Below are 23,713 nucleotides of genomic sequence, written 5' to 3'. Positions count from 1 at the left end.
CTTTTTCTATGCAGCGCAAGTGGTTTCAATATTGGTTTAATTCTCCATACTATCATATACTTTACCAACAAAGAAACGACGCAGAAGCCGAACTTTTTATTGATAATATTACTAAATTTATTCAACCCAAGCCAGAATCGAAAATGCTTGATATTGCCTGCGGCAAAGGCAGACATTCGATTTACTTAAACAAAAAGGGCTTTGATGTAACCGGAATAGATTTATCAGAGCAAAGTATTAAATACGCTAAGCATTTCGAAAACCAAAAATTGCACTTTCTGGTACACGATATGCGGAAGCTTTTTTACATCAATTACTTTGATGTTGCCGTAAATTTATTTACCAGTTTTGGTTACTTTGATACTGAACAGGAGCATGTAAACGCTTTGAAAACTTTTAGAAAGTGCTTGAAAGCAGATGGAATTTTGGTACTTGATTATTTTAACACGGAGAAAATTATCAGGAATTTAAACTTATGTGAAATAAAATCGCTTGATGGTATTGCTTTTAAAATAACAAAAAGTGTGGTTGATGGTAAAATCATCAAAAAGATAGATTTTGAAGACAATAGCAAAATTTACAGCTTCGAAGAGCGAGTTCAGGCATTTAGTTTTAATGATTTTGAAAGAATGCTAACAAAGGCCGGAATGGTAATACAGAAAACATTTGGTAGCTATTTACTAGATGATTTTGATGAAGCAAACTCTGACCGATTGATTTTAATCTGCACAAAGGCATGATAGAAAGCATACAGCAATTTGATGTTGAGTTGTTTTTGAAAATCCACCGTGGACTTTCAAACGGCTTTTTCGATTGGCTGATGCCTTTATTGCGTAATCGTTTCTTTTGGTCGCCTCTTTATCTTTTTATTGTTGTGTTTTGTATAAAGCAATACAAAAAACAGGGTTTATACATCATTGGAATGATAATTTTTACTTTCGCCGTAAGTGATTTTATGGCTTCGAAAGTGGTAAAACCATTTGTGAGTAGAGTTAGGCCTTGTAATGATTTTAGCTTAGCCAATTTTATTATTAATCGGGTACCTTGCGGAAGCGGTTTAAGCTTTCCGTCTGCCCATGCAACCAATCATTTCGGTATTGCCGTTTTTTTGATTTGCATTTTCTACAGCCGCTGGAAACCAATTTTACCCATTGGGATATTTTGGGCCGCAAGTGTTAGCTTTGCCCAGGTTTATGTTGGTGTGCACTACCCTATTGATGTTACTGCTGGCGCAGTACTTGGATCGATGATTGGTTTTATTTGTTCTCTACTATTTAAAAAACTACAACCCGAATTTTAATGGAAGCTTGGAAATTTGCCGTACTTTTTTTCTGTGCTTTTTTAGGAGGCACTGCCATATTTTTGGTTAAAAGCGATAAATCTAAACTACTGAAGTTAATACTATCTTTTAGTGGTGCCTACCTTTTTGCCATAACCGTTTTACACTTAATTCCAGATGCTTATAGTGGAACAGATAAAGGACAAATAGGAATTTTTATTTTAATTGGCTTCTTGCTTCAAATATTTTTAGAGCAATTTTCTGAAGGTGTAGAACACGGTCACATCCACAAACATCAAGATGGCAATGTATTTCCTTTCGGGATTATGATTAGCCTCTGTTTGCATGCATTTTTAGAGGGAATGCCATTAGCTAAAGACCAACATAATGAGTTAATTTTTGGCATTTCTTTACATCATATACCAGCTGCATTTGCTTTAGCAAGTATTTTGATGCAAAACCATTTTAAAAAAGGCAGCATTATTATTTATCTGTTAATTTTTGCAGTAATGGCTCCGTTGGGTTTTTATGTAAGTATTGGTTTAAGCAATGGCACAATTGGTGGTATCGATGCCTATTTTAATAAAATAATGGGTATTGTAATTGGTATTTTCTTACACATTTCTACTACTATTTTATTCGAATCCAGCGCCGACCATAAAATTAACACCCGAAAAATGATTGCCGTTTTATTGGGTATTGGTGTTGCATTGATAGGATTTTTTGCCGGGCATGCCCATTAAATAAAATTCCTATTCAATTACTCAAAACATCAAATTATTCGAATTGAAGATTTTTATTTAAATTAGAGTATGGATTTGATTGTAAATGAGCCTGCTGTAGCATATAAAAAAAGGCATTTTTCTGTTGAAGAATATCTTGAAATGGAAAAAGCTTCACAAGAAAAACACGAATATTTTCAAGGCGAGATATTTGCAATGTCTGGTGCAAGCACAAATCACAATGAAATTTTCTCTAATTTATTTACGGAGATTGGGAGTAATTTAAAAGGGAAAAAATGTCGTCCTTTTGGTAGCGATATGCGTATGCAAATCCCAACGAATGGTTTATTTACTTACCCAGATATTTCGATTTATTGCAACAATGCAAAACAAAGTGATGTTGACAGTGAAAGTTTTATCGAGCCTACTGTAATTATAGAAATTTTATCTCCCTCAACTAAAAACTATGATAGAGGCCATAAATTTGATCTATATAAAGAAATTCCAACTTTAAAGGAATATATACTAATTGATTCTGAATTAATTAGTATTGAGGCGTTCTATCTAAATGATAAACAGCAATGGGAGCTGAAAGAGCACAAAGAAATTAGCAATACTTTACAGTTTGTTTCAATGGGTTTTGAAGTCGCTTTAAGTGATATCTACAATCGAGTTCGATTTAATAAGGCTTAAATTACTTTTTCTCTTTCTTTTTGCCATATCCCCACGGACAATGCTTGCACTTGTTTTTACAACAATAGCCTCGTTTTAGATGATAGGCTTCTGTAAACACCATAAATCCATCTTCGTTAAAGTAAAAGTCTTCGCCCTCTTTCATTTATAATTAGTGAATTTTGAACTGAGAGACTTCAAGAATGCTGCTTGTACTTTAAATAATTCTATCATCCTCTCAATCATTCATTTTACTATTAAGGATTTTTACTTCCAATTTACCTTCAAAATATTCCTTTAAATGTTTCCCATCGCCATGTAAAGTCCATAATTGTTTCGGTTGAACTTTTTGGATAGTTTCTAATATTGCATCCCAATCGGCGTGATCGGAAATGTATAATGAAATTCCATTTTGTTGTTGTAAATTTTTCCACCCCGAAGCAAACACCCGAACAACATTAATTGCTTTATGGTAACTATGAAAAACCATTGGCGGCACAATATAAACCTGGTTTTCCAGATTACTTTTCATCACTTTTCTATCGTACATTTTATAGCCGCCAATCTTCAACCCATAATCTTCGTAAATTTTTACAAACGGCATAATGCTATGGTGCACCATAATATTTTTTGTTGGGCAATGCGTATTCAGCAATTGAATAATCCGCTGGCTTTTACCCAATGCATAAGCACCAAGCATAATGTTGGCATTTGTTTCATTAAGTTTTTTAATCTCATCAATTGCTGATGGGTGTTTTGTTCCAGGATTGGCAAATGTGCTCTCGGTAATTAAAACATCGGCTTGTATAAACTCAAATGGTTCGCAAGTGGCATCTGGTTCAATTTTATAATCTCCGGTATATAAATATTTTACACCTTGATATTCCATTAAAACCTGCGCTGAACCTAATATGTGCCCCGCAGAATAAAATGTTATGGCTACATCTTTAATTTTAAAGGTTTCATGATATGGCTTTATGTGGAAATCTACAGCTGCAAATTTGCGGTAGCGATGTTTCATAAAGCTTTCGGTGGCGGCTGTACAATATACGTTCTGGCTTCCACCAATTGCATGGTCGCCATGGGCATGAGAAATAACGGCTTCGGTAACAGGCTGTTGAGGATCTAAATAAAAGTCGCCATAAGCACAGTATAATCCTGTTGGAGTGATGGAGATAAAATCGTCTAAAATCATTTACCAGGATTAATAAGATTTAAGGATAAGGTAGGATTTTAGAGCAGAAAAATTATTCTCTAATTTCATTTTAGGATTTCCTATTTTTGGATTAACAACTACACACGAAACTATTAACATCACGATATTAATAAGATTTAAGGATAAGGCAGGATTTTAGAGCAGAAAAATTATCCTCTAATTCTTTTTTAAGATTTTCCATTTTTGGATTAGTAAGTACATATGAAACTATTAACATCACGATATTAATAAGATTTAAGTATAAGACAGGATTCTAGAGAAGAAAAATTATCCTCTAATTCTTTTTTAAGATTTCCCATTTTTGGATTAAAATGTGCATATGAAACTATTAACATCACGATATTAATAAGATTTAAGGATAAGGCAGGATTTTAGAGCAGAAAACCTCTAATTCCATTTTAGGATTTCCCATTTTTGGATTAACGTGTGCATATGAAACTATTGACATCACGATATTGATAAGATTTAAGGATAAGGCAGGATTTTAGAGCAGAAAAATTATCCTCTAATTCCATTTTAGGATTTCCCATTTTTGGAATAGTAAGTATATATGAAACTATTGACATCACGATATCAATGAGATTTAAGGATAAGGCAGGATTTTAGTTTATTAGGCATATTATTAAAAGGAATTGTTTTATCGAGTTACTTTTGAGTTGATACAACTTGCAAAAAATGCCTGTGAAGACTTAAAACTTGTTCTATAATCGAATGTTCTTCATCGTTAATAATAAAGTGATCTGCCATTTTAGCTTTTTCCTCATCACTCAATTGTTTGTTCATTCTAGCTTTCACCTGTTCTGCTGTAACATTATCACGTTGCATAACACGATTGATTTTAGTTTCTACTGGTGCTGTAACTAAAATTGAAGTGTCGCACATTTTATATGAATCGCTTTCAAAAAGCAATGCAGCTTCCTTTAATGTGTATGGAACATCAGTTTTTATCTCCTTGGCCCACGTATCAAAAGCTCTAAAAACTGCCGGATGTACCAATGCATTTAATTTTGCCAATTCAGTTTCACTATTAAATACGATTCCAGCTATGTGTTTATTGTTAAGTTTTCCATCATCAAAGTAACTGTTTTTACCAAAAGCGGATTTTACACCTTCGATAAGTTCTGTATCTTTAATCATGATATTTTTGGCTTCCGTATCTGCGTAAAACACAGGAATACCCAAAACCTCAAAAACTCTGCACACAGTTGTTTTTCCACTGCCAATACCTCCTGTTATACCAACTTTATACATTATTTTTCTACTATGAAATCAACTTTCGATGGATTAATCTTAATCAGTTTGCAATATTCAGGAAATTCGGTAAGCTTTACCGTAAATTGATTGTGATGTAACACAGACCATTCATCTAGATCAACCACAGCAGTTATAAAACTTTCATCAACCTGCTCAAAATAACTTAGCGCAACTAAAAAAGTAATTTTAACTCTTTTAGGATAAAGCCTTACGCCATAAAAGTTTCTATTATTAATAATTTTTAAAGGAACTTCAACCGTCTTTTCTGTAAATTCATCAACAGGCAAGCGCACTTCTACTGATGACGGGAAAATACTCACATTTTTGTGCGTGCTGTGTTGCATATTTACCCTAAACGTTGCACTACTCTGAACCTTATCTAATTTTAGTGTATCGGTAGACCATTCAGAAATTTTAGCCAATTCTTCAATCGGACCAGTAACAGTTACAAACTTCGGATTTAACTTAATCTCGCTAGCAACTCCATACTGTTTTACAAATTCAATTTTCTGAATCAATTTAACAGGTACCTTCTTCACAGTTCGTTTGGTAAAATCAAAATATAGCGTATCAGGTTTCACAGAAATTACTTTTTGCGAAGTTTCCAATTGCTTATTTACATTGTACAATTGATCAGAAAACACTACAAATTCCCGGGTGTTAAGCTGATTTAAACTTACCGCAATGGATTGAGGGTTAATTCTTAGTCGGGCGAAAAGCAATTGCCAGCCTGTTCCTTCTACCTGTAAATCCACCGTATCGGACTGTAAGGGATGAAAAGCCCGGTTTTGAGGAAAGTTCTTATAAATTAATACAGTTTTAGCTGTGTAAACATATTTATTATTTAATGCCATAAAAAGCCATGCAGCTATAGCCAATAGCAAACATGCTAAAAGGCTAAAAACACGTCTTCTCTCTATTTTAGTTAATTTGATAAAGGGCATAAATAATTAAGTTTCAAATGGAATGCCTACGTTTAATGCAATAATCCATTTTACCAAATGTAGTAAAACAAAAACAGTCCCGAAAACATTCGGAACTGCACATTATTCTTTTAAGATTTTGATTAAACCTTTGCTGGCGTAGTTGATGCTTTAGTAGCGTCCAATGAAATCGCAGATTTATCAAACCTGATTTTACCACCACCTTCAGTTTCGATTAAAAAAGTTGTATCATTTGCACCAACAATTTTACCGTGAATACCTGCTGTGGTTACGATTTTATCTCCAATGCCTAAATCGGCAACTAATTTTTTATGGTCTTTAGCTTTTTTAATTTGCGGGCGAATCATAAAAAAGTAGAAAACTACCATGATTAGTACCATTGGTACAATTGTACCTAACATACCGCCACCTGCTGCTTGCAAAATTACTGTTGATATCATTTGTTCTTTATTTGTGATTTAAATTTATTAATTAGCCATCTGATTTAACATGGCTATTGATATTGGATGATTTATTATTGATTATTTTTTTTCTAACACTTCGCCAACCAAATGAACGGTACTTACATTAGGATTAGCATTTGATGTTACTGTAATAACTTTATCTTGCATGCCCATTTTCCCTTCGCTATTAAAAACTACTTTAATTACGCCTTCTTTACCTGGCAATATAGGTTCTTTTGGCGTTTCAGGAATGGTGCAACCACAGGTAGCAGTAGCATTCGAAATTATCAATGGACTTTTACCTGTGTTTTTAAACTTAAAATCATGCTGAACCTTTTCACCCTGCTGTATTTTTTCAAAATCGAAAATCTCACGTTCAAAGGTTATTACCGCTGCATCTGCTGGTGCAATTTTAGATATATTTGAAGTATCGTTGCCTACAGAAACATTTGAGCTTTCTGGAGCATTTGTGTTAGCATTACGACAAGCTGCAAATGATAAGGCAGCTATAAAAAGGATAAATACTCTTTTCATTTTATTCTTCAATTAATCCGCGACCGATTTTTTTAATGGTATTGGTTTTCTTTAAATCGCCTAAAATTTTGTCTAAAATACCGTTTATAAACGAATTACTTTTCGGTGTACTGTAATCTTTTGATAATTCTAAATACTCGTTAATGGTAACTTTAACCGGAATTGATGGGAAGTTTAAAAGTTCACAAATTGCCATTTTCATTAAAATTGTATCCATTAAAGCGATACGCTCCGATTCCCAATTTTTAGTTCTTTCAGCAATCATTTCCTGATATTTGGCGTCATTTTGCAAAGTATGTACAAATAGATCCTGTACAAACTGACTATCCTCAATCCAATCTGCACTTATCTCAGTAAGCTTATTTTTAAATGGATCATCATGAACGAAGTTTTTAAGCGTTTTGGCCACCATACCCTTCATCACTTCATGGTCAACCTGCCAATTGATAAATTTCTCTTCAAAAACCTGAATAATGGCCTGGTTCTTTAAAATAATTTTTCTGAAAATGTATTTGATAATGTCTTTTGATGATTCTAAACTTTCATCAGGATTGGCAAGATATTCTGCATATTCCTTCGAAGCTTTTAGCGAGTTGTAAACTGTTTTACGAATTTCTGGATCGAAACCCCAATCTACTTTGTACTTTTTAACAGAAGCTACATATTCGGGATTTTGCTGCATTAATACACTAAATTTATTGTGCAGCAATTTCATGTTTGGATTGATATCATCTGCAGTTTTAATGTGCTTATTAGCACGTTCTGCAGCATCGTTGGCAGTAAATTCGGTAACTTCTACCATTAAAGAAAGCATCCAGATATACATTTCGTAAACGCTATCTATGCTTTGCATTAAAATTTTAAGATCACCTTTAATGTCTTTTTTGTCTGCCATGTGCCATGCAAAAATATTTTGCAAAGCTTTAATTCTTAAGTGCCTTCTGTTTAACATGAATGTAAGAACGAGTGTGGTTTTTATAACCGATTAATAAAATATTTAATATGTTGATTTGATTTTCTTTATATCTGCAATACGTTTTTCAGCAATACGATTTGCAGCAATATTTGTTGGTATTTGTTCTGCTTTACTTAGTTTGATAACATTTCTTGTTGCGTCGTAAATATTTTCTGTTAGCTGTACGGTACGTTTTTTACCAAAGCCAGTTAGCTCAGAGTAACAAGAAATTAAACCTCCTGCATTAATTAAATAATCTGGAGCAAATAGAATTCCTTTTTTCATTAGCATCTCGCTATCTAAAACTTCATCTTTCAGTTGGTTATTGGCCGAACCAGCAATAATTGCAAATTTCATGCGCTCAATGGTTTTATTATTAACGGTTGCTCCCATTGCGCAAGGCGCATAAACATCTGCATCTATTCCGAAAATTTTATCTGCTTCGATGGGCTTAGCTTTATACTTACGTGCAACATAAGTCAGTTGCTCCTGATTAATATCACTAATTAAAACTTCGGCATTTTCTTTTCTTAGTAAAGCAACTAAATGTTCGCCCACATTGCCAATTCCTTGTATAACAATTGTTCTACCAGCAAGCATATCGGTACCGAAAACTTCTTTAACACTTGCTTTTATGCCTAAATATACACCTTGGGCAGTAAATGGAGCAGGATTTCCGGCACCACCAATAGATTCTGGAACGCCTGTTACATGAGTGGTTTCCATACGAATGAATTCCATATCACGGGTATTGGTGCCCATTTCTTCGGCAGTTATAAATTCGCCATTCAGATTTTTAATAAACCTGCCATAACTACGCATTAAAGCTTCTGTTTTGTCTTTCCTCGAATCGCCAATAATGACACCTTTTCCACCACCTAGATTTAAACCTGTGATGGCAGATTTGTAGGTCATTCCCCTTGATAAACGCAATGCATCTTCTAATGCTTCGCCTTCGGTAGCGTAGCTCCACATGCGGGTTCCGCCTAAAGCCGGACCTAAAGTGGTATCGTGAATAGCAATGATAGCTTTTAAACCTGAATCGGGATCATTACAATAAACCAATTTTTTATGCCCGTAAGCACTTAATTGCTCTAGTATTGATGAATCTGACGAAGAATTTGCTGGCATAATGAACGTTCGGCTAACCTGCTGCAAAAATAAAATAAAAAACCATTATTACATGATTTTAACTAAACTATAACAAAATTTGTTTCGCATTGGCTAAGTTTGTGAAGTATGAAACACCTGAGTCGTTTAAATAAATACTTCCTTAAATATAAATGGTGGATAATTCCGGGAAGCATTTTCGTTGTAATATCTAACATTTTTGGTGTTGTACCTGCCCAGGTTATCGGTTATGCATTCGATTTAATTACAGAAAACATCCAGATTTACAATCTATTTAATGGTTTTGACCGTCAGCAAGTTATTTACGATATTTTTAGCAATAGCCTTTTATATTTTGGCCTTTTGGTAATCCTGCTGTACATACTTCGGGGTCTGTTTCTGTTTTTTATGCGCCAAACTATCATTCTTATGTCGAGGCACATTGAGTTTGATATGAAAAACGATATTTACCAGCACTATCAAAAATTGAGTTTAGCTTTTTATCGTAGAAATAATACCGGCGATTTGATGAATAGGGCTACTGAGGATGTAAATCGAGTTAGAATGTATGTCGGGCCAGCCATCATGTACACCATAAACACTTTTGTTTTATCGGTGCTAATCATTTGGTCGATGTTTGATGTGAATTCAAAACTTGCCATTTATTGCCTTTTACCACTTCCTTTCCTTGTTATCATTATCTATTATGTAAATACTTTAATTTTTAAGAAAAGCGGAAGAATTCAGGAACGCTTATCAGATCTTTCAAGCTTTGTTCAGGAACGGTTTTCAGGTATAAGAATTATCAAATCATACGTTCGTGAAGATTACACCAGAAACATGTTCGAAGCCCAAAGTAACGAGTATAAAAAAGATTCGATGGGTTTGGTAAAGGTTTCGGCATTATTTTACCCCACAATGCTTTTATTAATTGGTTTAAGCACCATTCTAACAATTTACATTGGTGGTATCCAAGTAATGAACGGCAGTATAACAGCTGGAAACATTGCCGAATTTATTATTTATATCAATCAATTAACATTTCCGGTAACCATGCTCGGATGGGTTACATCACTCATTCAACGTGCGGCCGCATCGCAGAAAAGGATTAATGAGTTTTTAGATATCCCTTCTGATATTCAATCTACCAACTCAGAAGAAAAAACCTTAAATGGAAACATTAGCTTTAAAAATGTGAGTTTTACCTATCCTGATACAGGTATTGAAGCATTAAAAAATGTTAGCTTCGACATTAAAAATGGTGAGTTTGTAGCCATAATTGGTAAAACTGGTTCAGGAAAATCTACATTAGCCAATTTAATAATGCGTATGTATGATGTAGAAAACGGTACGATTATTATTGATGGAGAAAATTTAAAATTGCTAAATCTAAAAAACTATCGCAGCCAGATTGGTTTTGTGCCTCAGGAAGTTTTCCTTTTCTCTGATACAATTAAGAACAACATTGCATTTGGTTTAGATACTGTTACAGATGATGAAGTATATGATGCAGCAAAGAACGCATCGGTTTATCACAACATTATTGATTTCGATGAAAAATTCGAAACCATGCTTGGCGAACGCGGGATAACACTTTCAGGCGGGCAAAAGCAGCGTGTATCGATTGCAAGAGCTTTAATTAAATCGCCAAAAATTTTAATATTTGATGATTGTCTCTCAGCTGTGGATACCCGAACGGAAGAAGAAATTTTGCAAAATTTAGGTAAAATAATGAATGGTAAAACCAGCATTTTAATTGCACACAGAATTTCAACAATTAAGAATGCTGATAAAATTCTGGTATTGGATGATGGAAAAGTTATAGAACAAGGAACACATAATGAATTGCTTAGCTTAAATGGTAACTATGCAGAACTATACCACAACCAACTTTTAGAAGAAGAAACCAGAAGTAGTTAATTTGTGTTAAATTCTATTTTGAACTTTAAATATTTGCTTTATATTTACCGAAACCAAAAACCAACATCAATACCAACCATGGGAGAATTCGACAATAAAGAGAGAGAAGAAGTTTTTTCAAAGAAAGTAAGAGCAGGTAAGAGAACTTATTTTTTCGACGTGAAGGCTACTCGTTCAGGTGATTATTATTTAACAGTTACCGAGAGCAAGAAAAGATTAGAAGACGGAGTATTTGTAAAACATAAAATCTTTTTATACAAAGAAGATTTCGAAAAATTTGCAGAAGGCCTAACCGAAACTGTTGAATACATTAAAACTCACCAGGATGTTGTTGAAAAGCGCTATGAATACTCTGAAAATGGAGAACACAGCACCAAACCTAATGACGATTTTTCTTTTTAAGTATATACAATTTCAATAATCAAAGTCTCGATGAAAATCGAGACTTTTTTATTTTATCTTTAAATCTTCCTTTATGAAGAAAACCTTTCTGTTATTATTCATAGTAATTGCATCTCTATATTCATTCGGACAAGAAAAAATTGATAAAAAACTTCAATTGAAGTTAAATGAATTGGTAAGAGGCTTCAATGGCGATGTTGGTATTTATGTTAAAAATCTAAAAACTGGCAAAATAGCTTCAATAAACGCCGATGCGATTTTCCCAACCGCTAGCATGATTAAAGTGCCCATTACCTGTGGGATATTTAATAAAATTGAGCAGGGTGAGCTTGATTATCATAGCGAGCTAATGTATTGTGATAGCTTGCTTTATGCTGGTGAAGATATTTTAGGTTCATTTAAAGACAGTGAAAAAATTGCGCTTAGTAAGGATTTAATGCTGATGATAACCACTAGCGATAACACAGCAAGTTTATGGTCGCAACTTTTAGCCGGAACAGGAACTGCGATTAATGCTGTTATGGATAGCAATGGTTTAAAAATACAAGGGTTAATTCTCGCACACCTGGCAGAAGCCAATACCAGAAAAAATACGGTTGGGGCCAAACAACGCCTAAAGAAATGGCAACTCTACTAATCTTAATTAGAGATGGTAAAATGATAAATCCAGCAGCATCAGAGAGGATTTACAGAAATTTAATCCGCATTTACTGGGATACGGAGGCGCTATCTCAAATTCCTCCTACAGTACAAGTTGCATCCAAATCGGGCGCTGTTGATGCCGCCCGTCGGAGGTTTTACTGGTTAATGCACCACATGGTGATTATGTTTTCTGTATTACAACAAAAAACCAAAAAGATACCTCGTGGAATTATAGTAACGAAGGTTGGGTTATGATAAGGAAACTTAGCAATCTTTTATGGAACCATTACGAGCCGAATTTCGGCTGGAAACAACCAGATGGTATGCAGAAATATTTTAAATAATTAAGCTTTAACCATGCTTGCTGCAAAAAGCAACATAAAAAGGAAATAGCAAATCATAATTACAATCGTGAATATTCCCCAAAACTTAAATAATGATTTCATATTCATCATGGCATCGTTTAAACTTTCTTGGTCGCCATACAAAATACCCTGTTTACCTTTATTTGAAAACCTAAAAAGTAACAAACTAGGGTAAAAATACATTAGCGCTAAAAGGAGATAAAATATAGTTATGCCAATTGCACCTGCACCAGCCAACGGACCAAGCTGTGCTACCATAGCAGGATTTGCTGTTATTGCAGCACCAATTCCGAAAGAACCAATAATTAAAAAAGCAGCTAAAATGAAACCAATGATGGATAAAAACCTTGCCCACTTCGAAATTTCATAAATGTAACTTCTCATTTCTTCTGTTACTATTAATTTTACTTCCTGAGGCGTTTGCTCCAAATCTTCCATGCTCATTTTTATAATTTTGGATAAACTTAGATAAAATATCCATTAGCCACAAATTGCTGACTTAAAATAAAGGTTTAAAAGCTTATCTTTGCCGCCTGAAAAAGGTGAAAGGTGAAAGGTGAAAGGTGAAAGGTGAAAGGTGAAAGGCTGAAAGCGAAGAGCTAGGTTTAGCTAAAAACGAACAACGAACAACCAAAAACTAAAAACGAACAACCAAAAACGTAAATCAATATAATCGTAAATCAATATAATATAAATGGCATTACAATGTGGTATAGTTGGCTTACCAAATGTGGGTAAATCGACACTTTTTAATTGTTTATCAAATGCAAAAGCACAAGCGGCAAACTTTCCGTTCTGTACAATTGAGCCCAATGTTGGCGTAATTACTGTGCCCGATGAAAGATTGACAAAACTTGCAGAATTGGTGAAACCGAATAAAGTTCAGCCAAATACAATTGAGATAGTTGATATCGCTGGTTTAGTTAAAGGTGCATCCAAAGGTGAAGGCTTAGGCAATCAGTTTTTAGGAAACATCCGTGCTACAAATGCAATAATCCATGTTTTACGTTGTTTTGATGATGGTAATGTAATTCACGTTGATGGTTCCGTTGACCCAATTCGTGATAAAGAAATTATCGATACCGAATTGCAATTGAAAGATTTGGATACCGTTGATAAACGAATTCAAAAGGTAGAAAAAATGGCTAAAACCGATAAAGATGCAAAACGCACCTTTGACATTTTAACTGTTGTAAAAGCCCATTTAGAAAGTGGAAAATCCATTCGTACTGCAAACCTGCCTCAAGATGATTTTGATTACATCGAGGATTTGGGTTTATTGACGCAAAAACCGGTAATGTACGTTTGTAATGTTGATGAAGCTTCGGTACTAACCGGAAACAAATATGTTGATTTGGTTAAAGCAAATGTAGCCGATGAAAAAGCTGAAGTACTGGTAATTTCTGCAAAAATAGAATCAGAAATTGCTGAATTGGATAGCTACGAAGAACGTGAGGAGTTTTTAGCAGATTTAGGCTTAACAGAATCTGGCGTGAATAAATTAATCAGAACAGCTTATAAATTATTAAACTTATACACGTATTTTACTGCTGGTGTACAAGAAGTTAGAGCGTGGACAATTACCAAAGGTTTTACAGCACCTCAAGCGGCTGGTGTTATTCATACAGATTTTGAAAAAGGATTTATCCGTGCTGAAGTAATAAAATACAATGATTTTGTAACCTTAGGTTCGGAAAATGCTTGTAAAGAAGCTGGTAAATTAGGCGTAGAAGGCAAAACATACATCGTTGAAGATGGTGATATTATGCATTTTAGGTTTAATGTTTAGTGATTAAAACGAATTGTTTAGAGCTGCCTCAAAAAGGCAGCTTTTTTTATGGGCATTTTTTGCCACAGAAACACAGAAATCACAGAGAATTTATTTGAAAAACCACGATTTATGGTAGGGAATTTCTTGGACTATCTAAAAACCTGAGTTTGAATTTTAAACTTAATATTTTGATATTTTATTGCCGTATTGCTTGTACGATACGTCTTGCTGAATTTATTTCAGCATCTTTCCTGCAATAACGACCCTGAAATAAATTCAGGGTGACGCAAACTAGAGCTGCCTAAAAAAGGCAGCTTTTTTTATGGGCAATTTTTGCCGCAGAAACACAGAAATCACGGAGGATTTATTTGAAAAACCACAGTTTATGGTTGGGAATTTCTTAGGCTATCTAAAAAAATGAGTTCGAATTTTAAACTTAATATTTTGATGTTTTATTGCCGTATTGCTTGTAACACACGTCTTGCTGAATTTATTTCAGCATCTTTCCTGCTATAAAGACCCTGAAATAAATTCAGGGTGACGCAAACTAGAGCTGCCTCAGAAAGGCAGCTTTTTTTATGGGCGTTTTTTGCCACAGAAACACAGAAATCACGGAGGATTTATTTGAAAAACCACAGTTTATGGTTAGGAATTTCTTAGACTATCAAATATGTTGTTTTGAAGATTAAACCTCCAAACCAAATGCCTTCAATTGTGCTTTTGTATCTTCATAATCTGTATGATGTATCCCTTGCAAACCTAATCCTTCTGCAACCTGTACAAAAAGCATTCTATCATCTATATACAAACTTGTGGCAACATCACTTTGCGAAATATCGATAGCAACTTTAAAGATATCGGCGTCTGGTTTGCGAAAATGAACAAAACTTGATGAAACAAAGAAATCAACAAATTCATTTAGCTTGAAAGTATTAATTCGATATTGATTTAATTCTCTGCCCTCGTTGCTTATCACCGCAACTTTTAAATTATACTTTTTCTTTAAATCGCAAATCAACTGTATCATCTCCGGGTACGGAAGCGATTTTTTGAACATGAATTCTTTAAAATCATCGTAAGAAAAAGTACGTTCTTCGTAAAAAACCAAACGTTCTAAATACTCATCCAAAGTGATTTTACCTACTTCGTAAGTATCAAAAGTCAGATGATGGCGTTCTTCAACTTCTACAGAATCTAAATTGAAAAGCACCGCAGCTTCACCCCTAGCCTTTCTATCCCAGCCATTGGTTAAAAGTACGCCACCGATATCGGTAAAAAGTGTTGTGATTTTAGCTTGATTTTCCATAAAATTGATTTAGAGCAATACGCCTTTTAAAAATAAAACTGCAAAACTGAAATATATAATTAATCCGGTAACATCAACCAGTGTTGCTACAAAAGGCGCTGATGATGTTGCTGGATCGGCACCGAGTCTTTTAAGCAATATTGGAAGCATTGAGCCGCTTAATGAACCCCAAAGTACTACAAAAACCAGTGAGACGCTTATCGTAAAAGCAATTAAAAGCCAATGTTCTCCATAAGTATTTGGCCAGGCCAGGTGCCAGAAAAAAATTCTTAAAAAGCCTATAACCCCCAAAGAAAAACCCAATAAAAAACCCGAGCTAATTTCTCTATTCATCACCCGCCACCAATCTTTAATGGTTACTTCGCCTAAGGCCATTGCCTGAATAATTAGTGTAGATGCCTGCGAACCACTATTTCCACCGCAAGAAATAATTAGCGGAATGAATAAAGCCAATACGGTAGCTTTATGAATTTGTCCTTCAAAAAAGCCCATTGCAGTTGCCGTAAGCATTTCACCAAGCATTAAAATGGCCAGCCAACCTACCCGCTTCCTAACCAGATTAAATATAGATGTATCGAGGTAAGGTTCATCCAATGCAGCGGTACCACCGATTTTATGCATATCCTCAGTATATTCCTCGTTAGCAATCCAAAGTATATCATCAACCGTAACAATTCCCAAAAGTATATTACCTTCATCCACAACCGGCAATGCTACACGGTTGTTCATCCTGAAAATGTTAATCGCATCTTCCTGCGGGTCGTTTGCTTTTAAAGCGATAAATCTTTTGTCGGTAAGCTCGCCAATAATTGCATCAGGATCTGCCAATAAAACTTCGCGAATTCTAATGTCATCAAGCAAAATACCGTCTTTATCAATTACGTAAACAACATCGATGGTTTCTGAGTTTTTACCGTATCTTCTGATATGTGAAAGTACTCTTGAAATCGACCATTCGGGCTTCACCGCGATATAATCTGGCGTCATCAAACGACCAATACTATCTTCTTTGTAACCTAAAAGTGCTAGTGATTCTTTACGCTCTTCTGGAGGAAGAAGGGTAATCATCTTCTTTACTACATCGCCTTTTAACTCACTAAAAAGTGCTGTACGATCATCAGGAGGTAAATCTTTTATAATTTGATTTAGCTTATTGCCTGAAAGTTTTTTTATAATCCTTTCCTGAGTAGGAAAATCCAGAATCCTGAAAACGTTAACTGCTCTGTTTAAAGAAATTGTATCGATAAATTTGGCTGCATACTGTGGAAGTTCATCAATAAGTTCTTCTACATCAGAAATATTCAGCGCATCGAGATATTGCTTTAATGCTTTATCATTATCTTTTTCGAGCAGTTCCTGAACTTCATCTACAACCAATTCTTCCATACACAACAAAATATTTTATTACATGCCTAAACCTTTATGAGCGGTTCGCAAAGGTGCATTTTTATTTCTAAAAAAGCCAATTTTGCCGTTAACAGTAGGTTAATTTTAAGTAAAACAAGAATTGGGTAAGCTTTTGCTATTTGTTTAGTTTTCCAAAGGGATTTTAAATTATCATCAAAAAACTATCGTTTATTTTAGGCTAAATATTAAAGGAAAGTAACATTTTGATTTTCTATATTTGCAGCCATATGCTCTCGTAGTTCAATGGATAGAATTACGGTTTCCGGTACCGTCGATATGAGTTCGAATCTCGTCGAGAGCACTTTTACAACATTTATTAAGTTGATTATGTATTAATAATCAACTTTTTTTATGCTTAAATAAATATTACTAATATTTTTAGTGTATTTATAAAACTATTTAAACCTATATTTATTGACGTCTAATTGGTACCGTGGCCGCATCACTTAAAATTGTATTATTTAAAGGTAAAAAACATTCTGATGATAATCATCCTATACAACTTCATTTACCAGGCGAGCCATCAAAGCGTAAAGAGATTTATAAATCTCTAGAATCTGAATGGGATAAGAAAAACTTGCGTTTAAAATCTAAAGTAAACAATTCAGCATTTGCGAACAACCTATTAAGCGAAGAGTTCGCTATGTTTGAGCGTATTGGTGGATTTAAGTATTCGCCAGCTATTTTAAGAGATATGCCTTGTGATAAATGGCGATATAAATTGCATATTTAGACTACTGATACCTGGATAATTGTACATAAGGAGAAAGAATTTTAATCAAGCAAATCAAAAGACATGATGTTGACGAAGGAAATTTATAATCCTTTCCCTCAATCCTAGAATATGAAGATTTAAACCTTCAAGATATTGAGCAAATTTTTAGTGTAGAAAAAATAAAAATATAAAACGATGAAATACATACTTACCCTTTTTATTATATTTCCATTCCTAAGTTTCGCCCAAAAGCAAGACAGCGTTTTATTTCCAGGAGCAACAAAGATTATTATTAAAAATAGTCAGACGGCCAAAGAAAATTATTTGATATCAGGCAACAAATTATTAGCTAACAATTATTTTATTGGAAACAAAGACCCTGAATTCTTTCAGGTTAAATCCGAACCTCAATCTATTGTAGTTGAATCTTACGATCGTTTGCTTGTAATTTATGCGGTCAGCAACGATAATCAAATCATAATTACCGGATTGGTTAAAAAGAAATTGACTAAAGATATATTTACAGGCATCGAAACTGAAAAAGCTTATGAGGCTATACCTTATAAAAAATCTAACTTATTATCTAAGGAGGTTTTTAACCGGTTAGAAATTTATGCTAGGTCAATTGGAGGAAAAATATTATACTCTGAATGATAGCTGTTGCAGAGTGGGAAAAATGTTATTAGCATTGGTGTGAGCATTCATGGTGATGAAAGTGTTACACTTTTAATGTCACTGGAAAGAATGTAAAAGAATTAAAAAACAACTTGAATCTGTAGAATGGATAATGCTTTTAACAACAATGTTCTTTTTATTCAAATAAAGCCATATTCAATGTATCAAATGGGCTAGATTCAAACTTTGGACAAGTCAGCTTCCAATTCAAAATTATCACTTAACTAGTATTGACCCTAAAACACAAACAAGATATCTTTACAAAATGAAAACAAAAAAAGCAGATTTAGGAGTAGCACAGAGATTTAAAGAATTTAGGAAAGAGTTTGTTGCTAACAATATGATTGAGGCTGAACCTTTATTAAACCTTGCTAAGAGTCAGATTAGCAGAATAGAGAGAGGCGAAGAGCCAATTACTGTTGCTACAATTAAGCTGTTAGTGATAAATTACGATTTAAACCGTGATTGGCTTTTAGATAACCAAGGCAATAAACAGAAAAAAGATTTAAGCAAAAAAACTGGTTTAGCTACAATGAATGAGATGGGTGATCGCATCGATACTTTAAGTAATGAGATATCAATCCTTAAACAAAACCTTAAGAAAGCGTGGGAAATTATCGAAAGGCATGATAGCGAAATTGATAAATTACAGGAAAAATTTTAGATACCTGATTGACACCAGAAAACACAAACATAAAATAACTTAAAGATAATCAACACTTAAATTTACATCATGGAATCTCGTCGAGAGCACCACACGAGACAAATCAGTTTTTTCACTGTTTGTCTCGTTTTTTATTTCATATAAATCCAAATTATTGATCTATGCATAAAGGATAATGAATGTCTATCCTTTTCAGTTTAAACAGTATTAAGGATGCAATCTAACTGTTTATATAATTTAAAATATTGCTTTAAAAACTCTAACCTAATACTTACTTTTTTCCTTTTGAAATACCACTTCAATTTCTTTTGCCAATAATGGTTCTCCGTAAATTTTAATTAGGTCTATCTGCCCGTGAAAGATTCTTTCTGAGGGAAACTCTTCATTGCGGCCAATTTGCCATCTGCTGGTGTTAGAAAGGTTGCTGACGCCATCAACTTTTGTACTTCCCGCTAATTTTCCATCCAGGTAAATGCTTAATAAATCGCCTTCACAAACGCCAGCAATATGATGCCAGTTATTTTTCCAGTTGGCAGGCAATTTCACTGTACAATCGCCTCTTCCCCAGCCACCTGCAAAGAATGTTAAAGTTTTATTATCAGTTGTTTGAATGACATGGCTATCGCCTTTTGTGATAATGTCAGTCAACCCTTTTTCCTCTCCGGTAGGATAAACCCAAGCCATCATACTGAGGCTATTTCCTATCTGATCTAAACTAGGCGCATTTGGAATTTCCAGATAAGTACTATCTCCTATTTCAGTATTATATTTTTTAGAATCATTTGCGCCGCTAATCAGCAATGCATTATTTTTAAACCCAGATTGATCTACAACTTGATTGTTTTTTAGATTCTCAAACTCCAGATTTAGCAACAAAGCTGTTGAAGGTGTGTCGTAAACTTTGAATATTGCTTGCATATTTCCGGTTTTGATGGTTTGCAGGCCGGTTCGATTCACAGTAAATCGATGATTTATGGTTTTTTGCTGACCTGGCAATAGGTACACCTGATCCGTATAAAGAAGTATTTTCTTATTATTCGAATCCCTCGAAAGGATTACATTCGGCTTAAAGGTTTGGGCAGTTCCTGTAATATTTTTTATCCGGTAGGTAATTTCCTGCTGCGTGTTTAGTTTTAAAATGGGTTTAACATTCAAACCCGAGATTAGGAAAGGCTGTTCAACATGCTTTACAGGGTTAATCACATTAATCACCGTAGCTGTTGATGTGTTCGTACCGATTTTTACTTTTCCCAATTTGTATAATCGACCACTTATGGAGTCAGTTATGGTAAGGCCCTGCGGTACAAGACAAAATTTAGATAACCATGGTTTTCCATCAGCATAAACAATGATGCGTTTGGTTCCAAGGCTTCCTTCATTTTTTAAGGTGAATTTTATCTGAAATGCTTCATCAGGCCTTACTCGTTTACTGCTGATGCTGGAGTGTAGAAGTTTAATATTGGCATTTATTTTCGTTGCTGAAAGCGAAATCGGGTCTCTGTCTGTTGGCCAAGCTTGCTTAACATCTGGACTCATCACAAAGTTTAACCGACCGCCTTTCATTAGCATTTCATGTGAAATATCCAGTTGATTGTATGAGTGGTTATTGATAGATAAAGCATGAATATATTTATTTTTAGCAGACTGGTTTTCCGCATGAATTTCCAGATCTTTTTTATTGAACAAGTGGAGCGTAACGGATTCAAATAAGGGTGCGCCAATAGCATACAATGGGTTTCCAGGGCTGATTGGAAAGAGCCCAATGGCATTAAAAATATAGGCGCTCGACATAGATCCAAGGTCATCGTTTCCTGGCAGGCCGCCTGGCGTTGCAGAGAAACGGTTGAGCATAATGTTTCTTAGCCATTGCTGTGTGAGTGTAGGCCGCCCGGCTGCATTAAAAAGGTAAGGCAAATGAAGAACGGTTTCATTATCGTACAGAATAACGTTGTTAGCCATCGCAGAATCTAAACGGTTTGAAAAAACTTGTGGACCACCGAGTAGATTGATAAGATCTTTCGCATTATGGGGAACAAAATAGGTATATACCCATTTATTCCCTTCCTTATAGCCTGTCATTCCAGGATTTAACTTAAATTGAATGCCTAATCTTGGCAACATAAACAGATCTGAAGGATGAAAAATGTTCCGGTAATTTAATCCGCGTGTTTCCAGCAATTGCTGATCTGGCTTGTTCTTCATGACCAGTTTTGCGAATTGCAACAGTGCCCAGTCATCATAAGCATACTCCATGGTTCTGGTTACCGATTCTGACTTGGAAAATGGCACATAACCCAGCTGATGGTATATCTCCATATCATTTTTACTGAATGGCCCATCTACAATGCTATTTTTCATCGCTTTATAAGCAAGGTTTTTATCATAGCCGGTAATCCCTTTTAAGTAGGCATCCACAATAATTGGTACAGCATGGTTTCCAGTCATGGTTTCTGTTGGCAAATATCCGCTTTGCTCATATACATCAAGCATCGAAAGAATTACATCATTTTGCTTTTCGGGATAAAGTAAAGTAAGCAAAGGATGTAAAGAGCGAAAAGTATCCCATGGTGAAAAACCTCCATATTGATTTTTTCTTTTCGTTTGGTAGGTCTTACCGTCGGCTCCCTTGTATTTCCCATCTACATCAGAAATAACCCATGGAATGAGCAATGAGTGGTAAAGTGCGGTGTAAAAAACCTTTTTATTTGCAGTTGATGGGTCTTTTATATCGACGGTAGCCAATTGGGTATCCCATTCCTTAGCTGTCCTTTCCCGGAAAGCCTCAAAGTCAATTTGGCCAATTTCTGTTTCGATGTTCTGTTGTGCACCTTCAAAACTTACAGAAGAAGAACTGATTTTAAGCGTGATTATTTGCGCTGAAGTATCTGATTTTTCAAAGCTTAATAAATATCCGCCCTTAACGACATCGGATTCAGTGATGTTGGATGATAGGTTAATCGTTGTATTCCCCAAAGATCCATGAACCACACGTTTGCTCTTTAAGCTAATATCCCCGGCTTCCCCAATGTATATCTGCGGCGCTACCTTTGCAGGAAAAGTAAATTTTAAAATCCCGGTTCGGGTACTTGCTGCAGCTTCAGCTATGGTGTTATTATCGGTAAATACCACTTTATAATAGCCAGGTGTTGCCTCTTCCTGCGTATGACTAAATGGGCGGTTATATTTTCCTGGTTCAAAGTTTTTACCTTTCTCCACCGGGAGGATGAATACCTGCCCGGAAGATCCTTCCGGGAAACCGCTGAAGTGTTTAAAGCAGCTGAAAAAGAAAATCTGTTGATCGCTGTAATCATAGCCCTTTGCTCCGGTAACCCGCGTTTCTGGTGTTAACTGAATATTTCCTGAAGGCGCAACGGCACCCGGATACGTGCCGCCATTACCTCCCCAGCTGGTTAATACATTGCTTTTCGTTGTGCCAATAAAAGGGTCAACATAAATCGAATTTGCTTTTGACTGAGTATATTGCCTTTGGCTATATACGGACAGGGACAAAAAAAGCAGCGATAGTATTGTGCAGAATAAAAGGCAGAATTTAGCAAACATCCGGGATTAGATTTTAATGTAAATTTTTCTTTTATCCATTAGGTAACCCACGAACCAGCAGAGCAGCATAAAACTCACCGCAAATACAAGGGTACCAAATGCACCCGGAAAAATCACCTGGTAAAAAACTTTGTTAATCCAGTTATAGAAACTGAGGCTTTGCTGAACATGAACCAGTTGAAAAATTACAAGCAGCAACTCTGATAAAAGATAAATGGCTAAAGAGTTTCTCCCAAAAATTAAAAAAAAGTTTGTTCCCCATTTAATGTTTTTGAGTTCGATGGCATAAATCAATATACCAAGTATTACTAAATCCAGTCCGATAGTAAGTAACACAAAAGAGCTGGTCCATAGTTTTTTAGCAATCGGAAAAAATTGTCCCCAGAATAAGGCCAATCCAATCAGTAATGCACCCATCATCAATAGTTTGGCTATACACTCAAAATTTTTTCCCTTTCGTTGAATGTAAACGCCTGCCAGATAGCCGGCAATAACGTTAACAATACCAGTAATTGTACTCAATAATCCTTCCGGATCGAAAGCTATCGGCCCGCCATGATCGTGGTATAAATGGGCATCGCCGAGGATGAGAATATCAAGCTTGGTGCCTGCATTACCCAACATGCTGTACTCTTCTCCTGTTGCCCCGAACAGCAGCAAAAACGCCCAATAGAGCAGCAGTAATAGTATAGAAATGATTATCGCCGTTTTTTTTGAGCAATAATGTACAATTAAGGAACCAAAAAAATAACACAAAGCAATTCGTTGCAGCACGCCCATAATACGGGTATTGGCTAAGGCATTGAATACCCAGGTATCATGATCACGATGCATAAATGGAAACCAATACATCAGGTAGCCCAGCAAAAAGATGATGAGCGTACGCTTAAATATCTTGGCTAAAAAAGCAGAATTGCTTTCAATCTTTTTCTTAGAGAAACTTAATGCATTACCCACTGCGAATAGAAAAGATGGAAAAACGAGATCTGTGGGTGTAAATCCAAACCAGGCCGCATGATCCAAAGGTGACCATACCACCGCACCAGACCCAGGAGAATTTACAATAATCATGAAACAGATGGTCATTCCCCTGAATATATCGAGTGTGGTAAATCTATTGTTTGATAATTCCATAATGGTATTATTGATGTGTTTT

23 protein-coding genes, 1 tRNA gene and 1 pseudogene are annotated in these 23,713 nt (G+C 35.1%); 12 read left to right on the top strand and 13 right to left on the bottom strand.

Translation table 11 applies throughout. The annotated features are described in order from the left end of the window. Window positions 1–8 precede the first annotated feature (8 nt). The 4 genes from D7004_RS07140 (at window position 9) to D7004_RS07125 (ending at window position 2,694) form a co-directional block, all read left to right on the top strand. Window positions 9–740, top strand: coding sequence for a class I SAM-dependent methyltransferase (locus D7004_RS07140; RefSeq protein WP_123205183.1), 732 nt, complete (start codon window positions 9–11; stop codon window positions 738–740). Continuing rightward, window positions 737–1,300, top strand: coding sequence for a phosphatase PAP2 family protein (locus tag D7004_RS07135; protein ID WP_123205182.1), 564 nt, complete (start codon window positions 737–739; stop codon window positions 1,298–1,300). The genes D7004_RS07140 and D7004_RS07135 overlap by 4 nt, the downstream gene beginning before the upstream one ends. Beyond that, a complete protein-coding gene (locus D7004_RS07130) occupies window positions 1,300–2,022 on the top strand; it encodes a ZIP family metal transporter (protein WP_123205181.1) in 723 nt (240 codons plus the stop codon). Before D7004_RS07135 ends, D7004_RS07130 begins: the two co-directional genes overlap by 1 nt. Window positions 2,023–2,091: 69 nt before the next feature. Then, a complete protein-coding gene (locus D7004_RS07125; RefSeq protein ID WP_123205180.1) occupies window positions 2,092–2,694 on the top strand; it encodes a Uma2 family endonuclease in 603 nt (200 codons plus the stop codon). A 1-nt stretch (window position 2,695) separates the two neighbouring features. Here the strand turns inward: D7004_RS07125 and D7004_RS20600 are convergent, their stop codons facing one another. The 8 genes from D7004_RS20600 to D7004_RS07090 all read right to left on the bottom strand — a co-directional run bounded on the left by D7004_RS20600 (window position 2,696) and on the right by D7004_RS07090 (window position 9,150). Further along, window positions 2,696–2,839 (bottom strand): DUF5522 domain-containing protein, encoded by a 144-nt coding sequence (locus tag D7004_RS20600; protein WP_158526271.1) that lies wholly within the window; start codon window positions 2,837–2,839, stop codon window positions 2,696–2,698. Between the two features lie 72 nt (window positions 2,840–2,911). Further along, complete coding sequence (locus D7004_RS07120; RefSeq protein ID WP_123205179.1) at window positions 2,912–3,868, bottom strand: exonuclease; 957 nt, start codon at window positions 3,866–3,868, stop codon at window positions 2,912–2,914. A 666-nt stretch (window positions 3,869–4,534) separates the two neighbouring features. Then, window positions 4,535–5,140 (bottom strand): dephospho-CoA kinase, encoded by a 606-nt coding sequence (gene coaE, locus D7004_RS07115; RefSeq protein WP_123205178.1) that lies wholly within the window; start codon window positions 5,138–5,140, stop codon window positions 4,535–4,537. Then, entirely contained in the window at window positions 5,140–6,087 is a 948-nt protein-coding gene (locus D7004_RS07110) for a CdaR family protein (protein WP_244214267.1), read from the bottom strand. Before D7004_RS07110 ends, coaE begins: the two co-directional genes overlap by 1 nt. Window positions 6,088–6,209: 122 nt before the next feature. After that, window positions 6,210–6,527, bottom strand: a complete 318-nt coding sequence (yajC, locus tag D7004_RS07105) for a preprotein translocase subunit YajC (RefSeq protein ID WP_123205177.1) — start codon at window positions 6,525–6,527, stop codon at window positions 6,210–6,212. An 81-nt stretch (window positions 6,528–6,608) separates the two neighbouring features. After that, window positions 6,609–7,064, bottom strand: a complete 456-nt coding sequence (locus D7004_RS07100) for a DUF1573 domain-containing protein (protein ID WP_123205176.1) — start codon at window positions 7,062–7,064, stop codon at window positions 6,609–6,611. A gap of 1 nt (window position 7,065) precedes the next feature. After that, window positions 7,066–8,016, bottom strand: coding sequence for a transcription antitermination factor NusB (nusB, locus tag D7004_RS07095; RefSeq protein WP_123205175.1), 951 nt, complete (start codon window positions 8,014–8,016; stop codon window positions 7,066–7,068). 45 nt (window positions 8,017–8,061) lie between these two features. Further along, entirely contained in the window at window positions 8,062–9,150 is a 1,089-nt protein-coding gene (locus D7004_RS07090; protein WP_123205174.1) for a Glu/Leu/Phe/Val family dehydrogenase, read from the bottom strand. A 108-nt stretch (window positions 9,151–9,258) separates the two neighbouring features. Between D7004_RS07090 and D7004_RS07085 the strand changes: the two genes are divergently transcribed. From D7004_RS07085 to D7004_RS21190, 3 genes and pseudogenes are all read left to right on the top strand, one after another. After that, on the top strand, window positions 9,259–11,049 hold the full coding sequence (locus D7004_RS07085) for an ABC transporter ATP-binding protein (RefSeq protein WP_123205173.1): 1,791 nt from the start codon (window positions 9,259–9,261) through the stop codon (window positions 11,047–11,049). A gap of 78 nt (window positions 11,050–11,127) precedes the next feature. Further along, on the top strand, window positions 11,128–11,451 hold the full coding sequence (locus D7004_RS07080) for a DUF3276 family protein (RefSeq protein ID WP_123205263.1): 324 nt from the start codon (window positions 11,128–11,130) through the stop codon (window positions 11,449–11,451). A gap of 73 nt (window positions 11,452–11,524) precedes the next feature. Beyond that, window positions 11,525–12,348, top strand: a pseudogene (locus tag D7004_RS21190) (serine hydrolase). 89 nt (window positions 12,349–12,437) lie between these two features. Here D7004_RS21190 and D7004_RS07070 read toward each other — a convergent pair. Next, window positions 12,438–12,902 carry a DUF5362 family protein gene (locus D7004_RS07070; RefSeq protein WP_244214266.1) on the bottom strand — a complete coding sequence of 155 codons (465 nt, stop codon included), beginning with the start codon at window positions 12,900–12,902 and terminating at the stop codon, window positions 12,438–12,440. A gap of 250 nt (window positions 12,903–13,152) precedes the next feature. On the opposite strand from D7004_RS07070, the gene ychF reads away from it, so the two are divergent. Continuing rightward, complete coding sequence (gene ychF, locus D7004_RS07065; RefSeq protein ID WP_123205172.1) at window positions 13,153–14,247, top strand: redox-regulated ATPase YchF; 1,095 nt, start codon at window positions 13,153–13,155, stop codon at window positions 14,245–14,247. A gap of 667 nt (window positions 14,248–14,914) precedes the next feature. Here ychF and D7004_RS07060 read toward each other — a convergent pair. Further along, entirely contained in the window at window positions 14,915–15,535 is a 621-nt protein-coding gene (locus tag D7004_RS07060; RefSeq protein WP_123205171.1) for an HAD hydrolase-like protein, read from the bottom strand. Window positions 15,536–15,544: 9 nt separating this feature from the next. Next, a complete protein-coding gene (gene mgtE / locus D7004_RS07055) occupies window positions 15,545–16,921 on the bottom strand; it encodes a magnesium transporter (protein ID WP_123205170.1) in 1,377 nt (458 codons plus the stop codon). A 250-nt stretch (window positions 16,922–17,171) separates the two neighbouring features. On the opposite strand from mgtE, the gene D7004_RS07050 reads away from it, so the two are divergent. The 4 genes from D7004_RS07050 to D7004_RS07035 all read left to right on the top strand — a co-directional run bounded on the left by D7004_RS07050 (window position 17,172) and on the right by D7004_RS07035 (window position 18,996). Continuing rightward, window positions 17,172–17,243: transfer RNA gene (locus D7004_RS07050), tRNA-Arg, on the top strand. A 132-nt stretch (window positions 17,244–17,375) separates the two neighbouring features. Next, entirely contained in the window at window positions 17,376–17,675 is a 300-nt protein-coding gene (locus D7004_RS07045) for a hypothetical protein (protein ID WP_123205169.1), read from the top strand. A gap of 177 nt (window positions 17,676–17,852) precedes the next feature. Then, window positions 17,853–18,311: a hypothetical protein gene (locus tag D7004_RS07040; protein WP_123205168.1), complete on the top strand. Its 459-nt coding sequence runs from the start codon at window positions 17,853–17,855 to the stop codon at window positions 18,309–18,311. A 286-nt stretch (window positions 18,312–18,597) separates the two neighbouring features. After that, window positions 18,598–18,996, top strand: a complete 399-nt coding sequence (locus tag D7004_RS07035) for a hypothetical protein (RefSeq protein WP_123205167.1) — start codon at window positions 18,598–18,600, stop codon at window positions 18,994–18,996. 264 nt (window positions 18,997–19,260) lie between these two features. Here the strand turns inward: D7004_RS07035 and D7004_RS07030 are convergent, their stop codons facing one another. Next, entirely contained in the window at window positions 19,261–22,506 is a 3,246-nt protein-coding gene (locus D7004_RS07030; protein ID WP_167459432.1) for a GH92 family glycosyl hydrolase, read from the bottom strand. 57 nt (window positions 22,507–22,563) lie between these two features. Further along, window positions 22,564–23,691, bottom strand: coding sequence for an acyltransferase family protein (locus D7004_RS07025; RefSeq protein WP_123205165.1), 1,128 nt, complete (start codon window positions 23,689–23,691; stop codon window positions 22,564–22,566). Window positions 23,692–23,713: the final 22 nt, after the last annotated feature.

The organism is Pedobacter jejuensis (assembly GCF_003725795.1).
Lineage (GTDB): Bacteria > Bacteroidota > Bacteroidia > Sphingobacteriales > Sphingobacteriaceae > Pedobacter > Pedobacter jejuensis.
This window is presented reverse-complemented; position numbering and strand designations above follow the sequence as displayed.

Bases quoted from the DNA above. Each gene is read 5' to 3' on its own strand.
- coaE (WP_123205178.1), bottom strand. From the start codon at position 5,140: ATGTATAAAGTTGGTATAACAGGAGGTATTGGCAGTGGAAAAACAACT.
- D7004_RS07120 (WP_123205179.1), bottom strand. From the start codon at position 3,868: ATGATTTTAGACGATTTTATCTCCATCACTCCAACAGGATTATACTGT.
- D7004_RS07125 (WP_123205180.1), top strand. From the start codon at position 2,092: ATGGATTTGATTGTAAATGAGCCTGCTGTAGCATATAAAAAAAGGCAT.
- D7004_RS07040 (WP_123205168.1), top strand. From the start codon at position 17,853: ATGAAATACATACTTACCCTTTTTATTATATTTCCATTCCTAAGTTTC.
- D7004_RS07140 (WP_123205183.1), top strand. From the start codon at position 9: ATGCAGCGCAAGTGGTTTCAATATTGGTTTAATTCTCCATACTATCAT.
- D7004_RS07130 (WP_123205181.1), top strand. From the start codon at position 1,300: ATGGAAGCTTGGAAATTTGCCGTACTTTTTTTCTGTGCTTTTTTAGGA.
- D7004_RS07035 (WP_123205167.1), top strand. From the start codon at position 18,598: ATGAAAACAAAAAAAGCAGATTTAGGAGTAGCACAGAGATTTAAAGAA.
- yajC (WP_123205177.1), bottom strand. From the start codon at position 6,527: ATGATATCAACAGTAATTTTGCAAGCAGCAGGTGGCGGTATGTTAGGT.
- D7004_RS07090 (WP_123205174.1), bottom strand. From the start codon at position 9,150: ATGCCAGCAAATTCTTCGTCAGATTCATCAATACTAGAGCAATTAAGT.
- D7004_RS07070 (WP_244214266.1), bottom strand. From the start codon at position 12,902: ATGAGCATGGAAGATTTGGAGCAAACGCCTCAGGAAGTAAAATTAATA.
- D7004_RS07110 (WP_244214267.1), bottom strand. From the start codon at position 6,087: ATGCCCTTTATCAAATTAACTAAAATAGAGAGAAGACGTGTTTTTAGC.
- D7004_RS20600 (WP_158526271.1), bottom strand. From the start codon at position 2,839: ATGAAAGAGGGCGAAGACTTTTACTTTAACGAAGATGGATTTATGGTG.
- D7004_RS07025 (WP_123205165.1), bottom strand. From the start codon at position 23,691: ATGGAATTATCAAACAATAGATTTACCACACTCGATATATTCAGGGGA.
- D7004_RS07100 (WP_123205176.1), bottom strand. From the start codon at position 7,064: ATGAAAAGAGTATTTATCCTTTTTATAGCTGCCTTATCATTTGCAGCT.
- D7004_RS07060 (WP_123205171.1), bottom strand. From the start codon at position 15,535: ATGGAAAATCAAGCTAAAATCACAACACTTTTTACCGATATCGGTGGC.
- D7004_RS07085 (WP_123205173.1), top strand. From the start codon at position 9,259: ATGAAACACCTGAGTCGTTTAAATAAATACTTCCTTAAATATAAATGG.
- D7004_RS07080 (WP_123205263.1), top strand. From the start codon at position 11,128: ATGGGAGAATTCGACAATAAAGAGAGAGAAGAAGTTTTTTCAAAGAAA.
- D7004_RS07135 (WP_123205182.1), top strand. From the start codon at position 737: ATGATAGAAAGCATACAGCAATTTGATGTTGAGTTGTTTTTGAAAATC.
- mgtE (WP_123205170.1), bottom strand. From the start codon at position 16,921: ATGGAAGAATTGGTTGTAGATGAAGTTCAGGAACTGCTCGAAAAAGAT.
- nusB (WP_123205175.1), bottom strand. From the start codon at position 8,016: ATGTTAAACAGAAGGCACTTAAGAATTAAAGCTTTGCAAAATATTTTT.
- ychF (WP_123205172.1), top strand. From the start codon at position 13,153: ATGGCATTACAATGTGGTATAGTTGGCTTACCAAATGTGGGTAAATCG.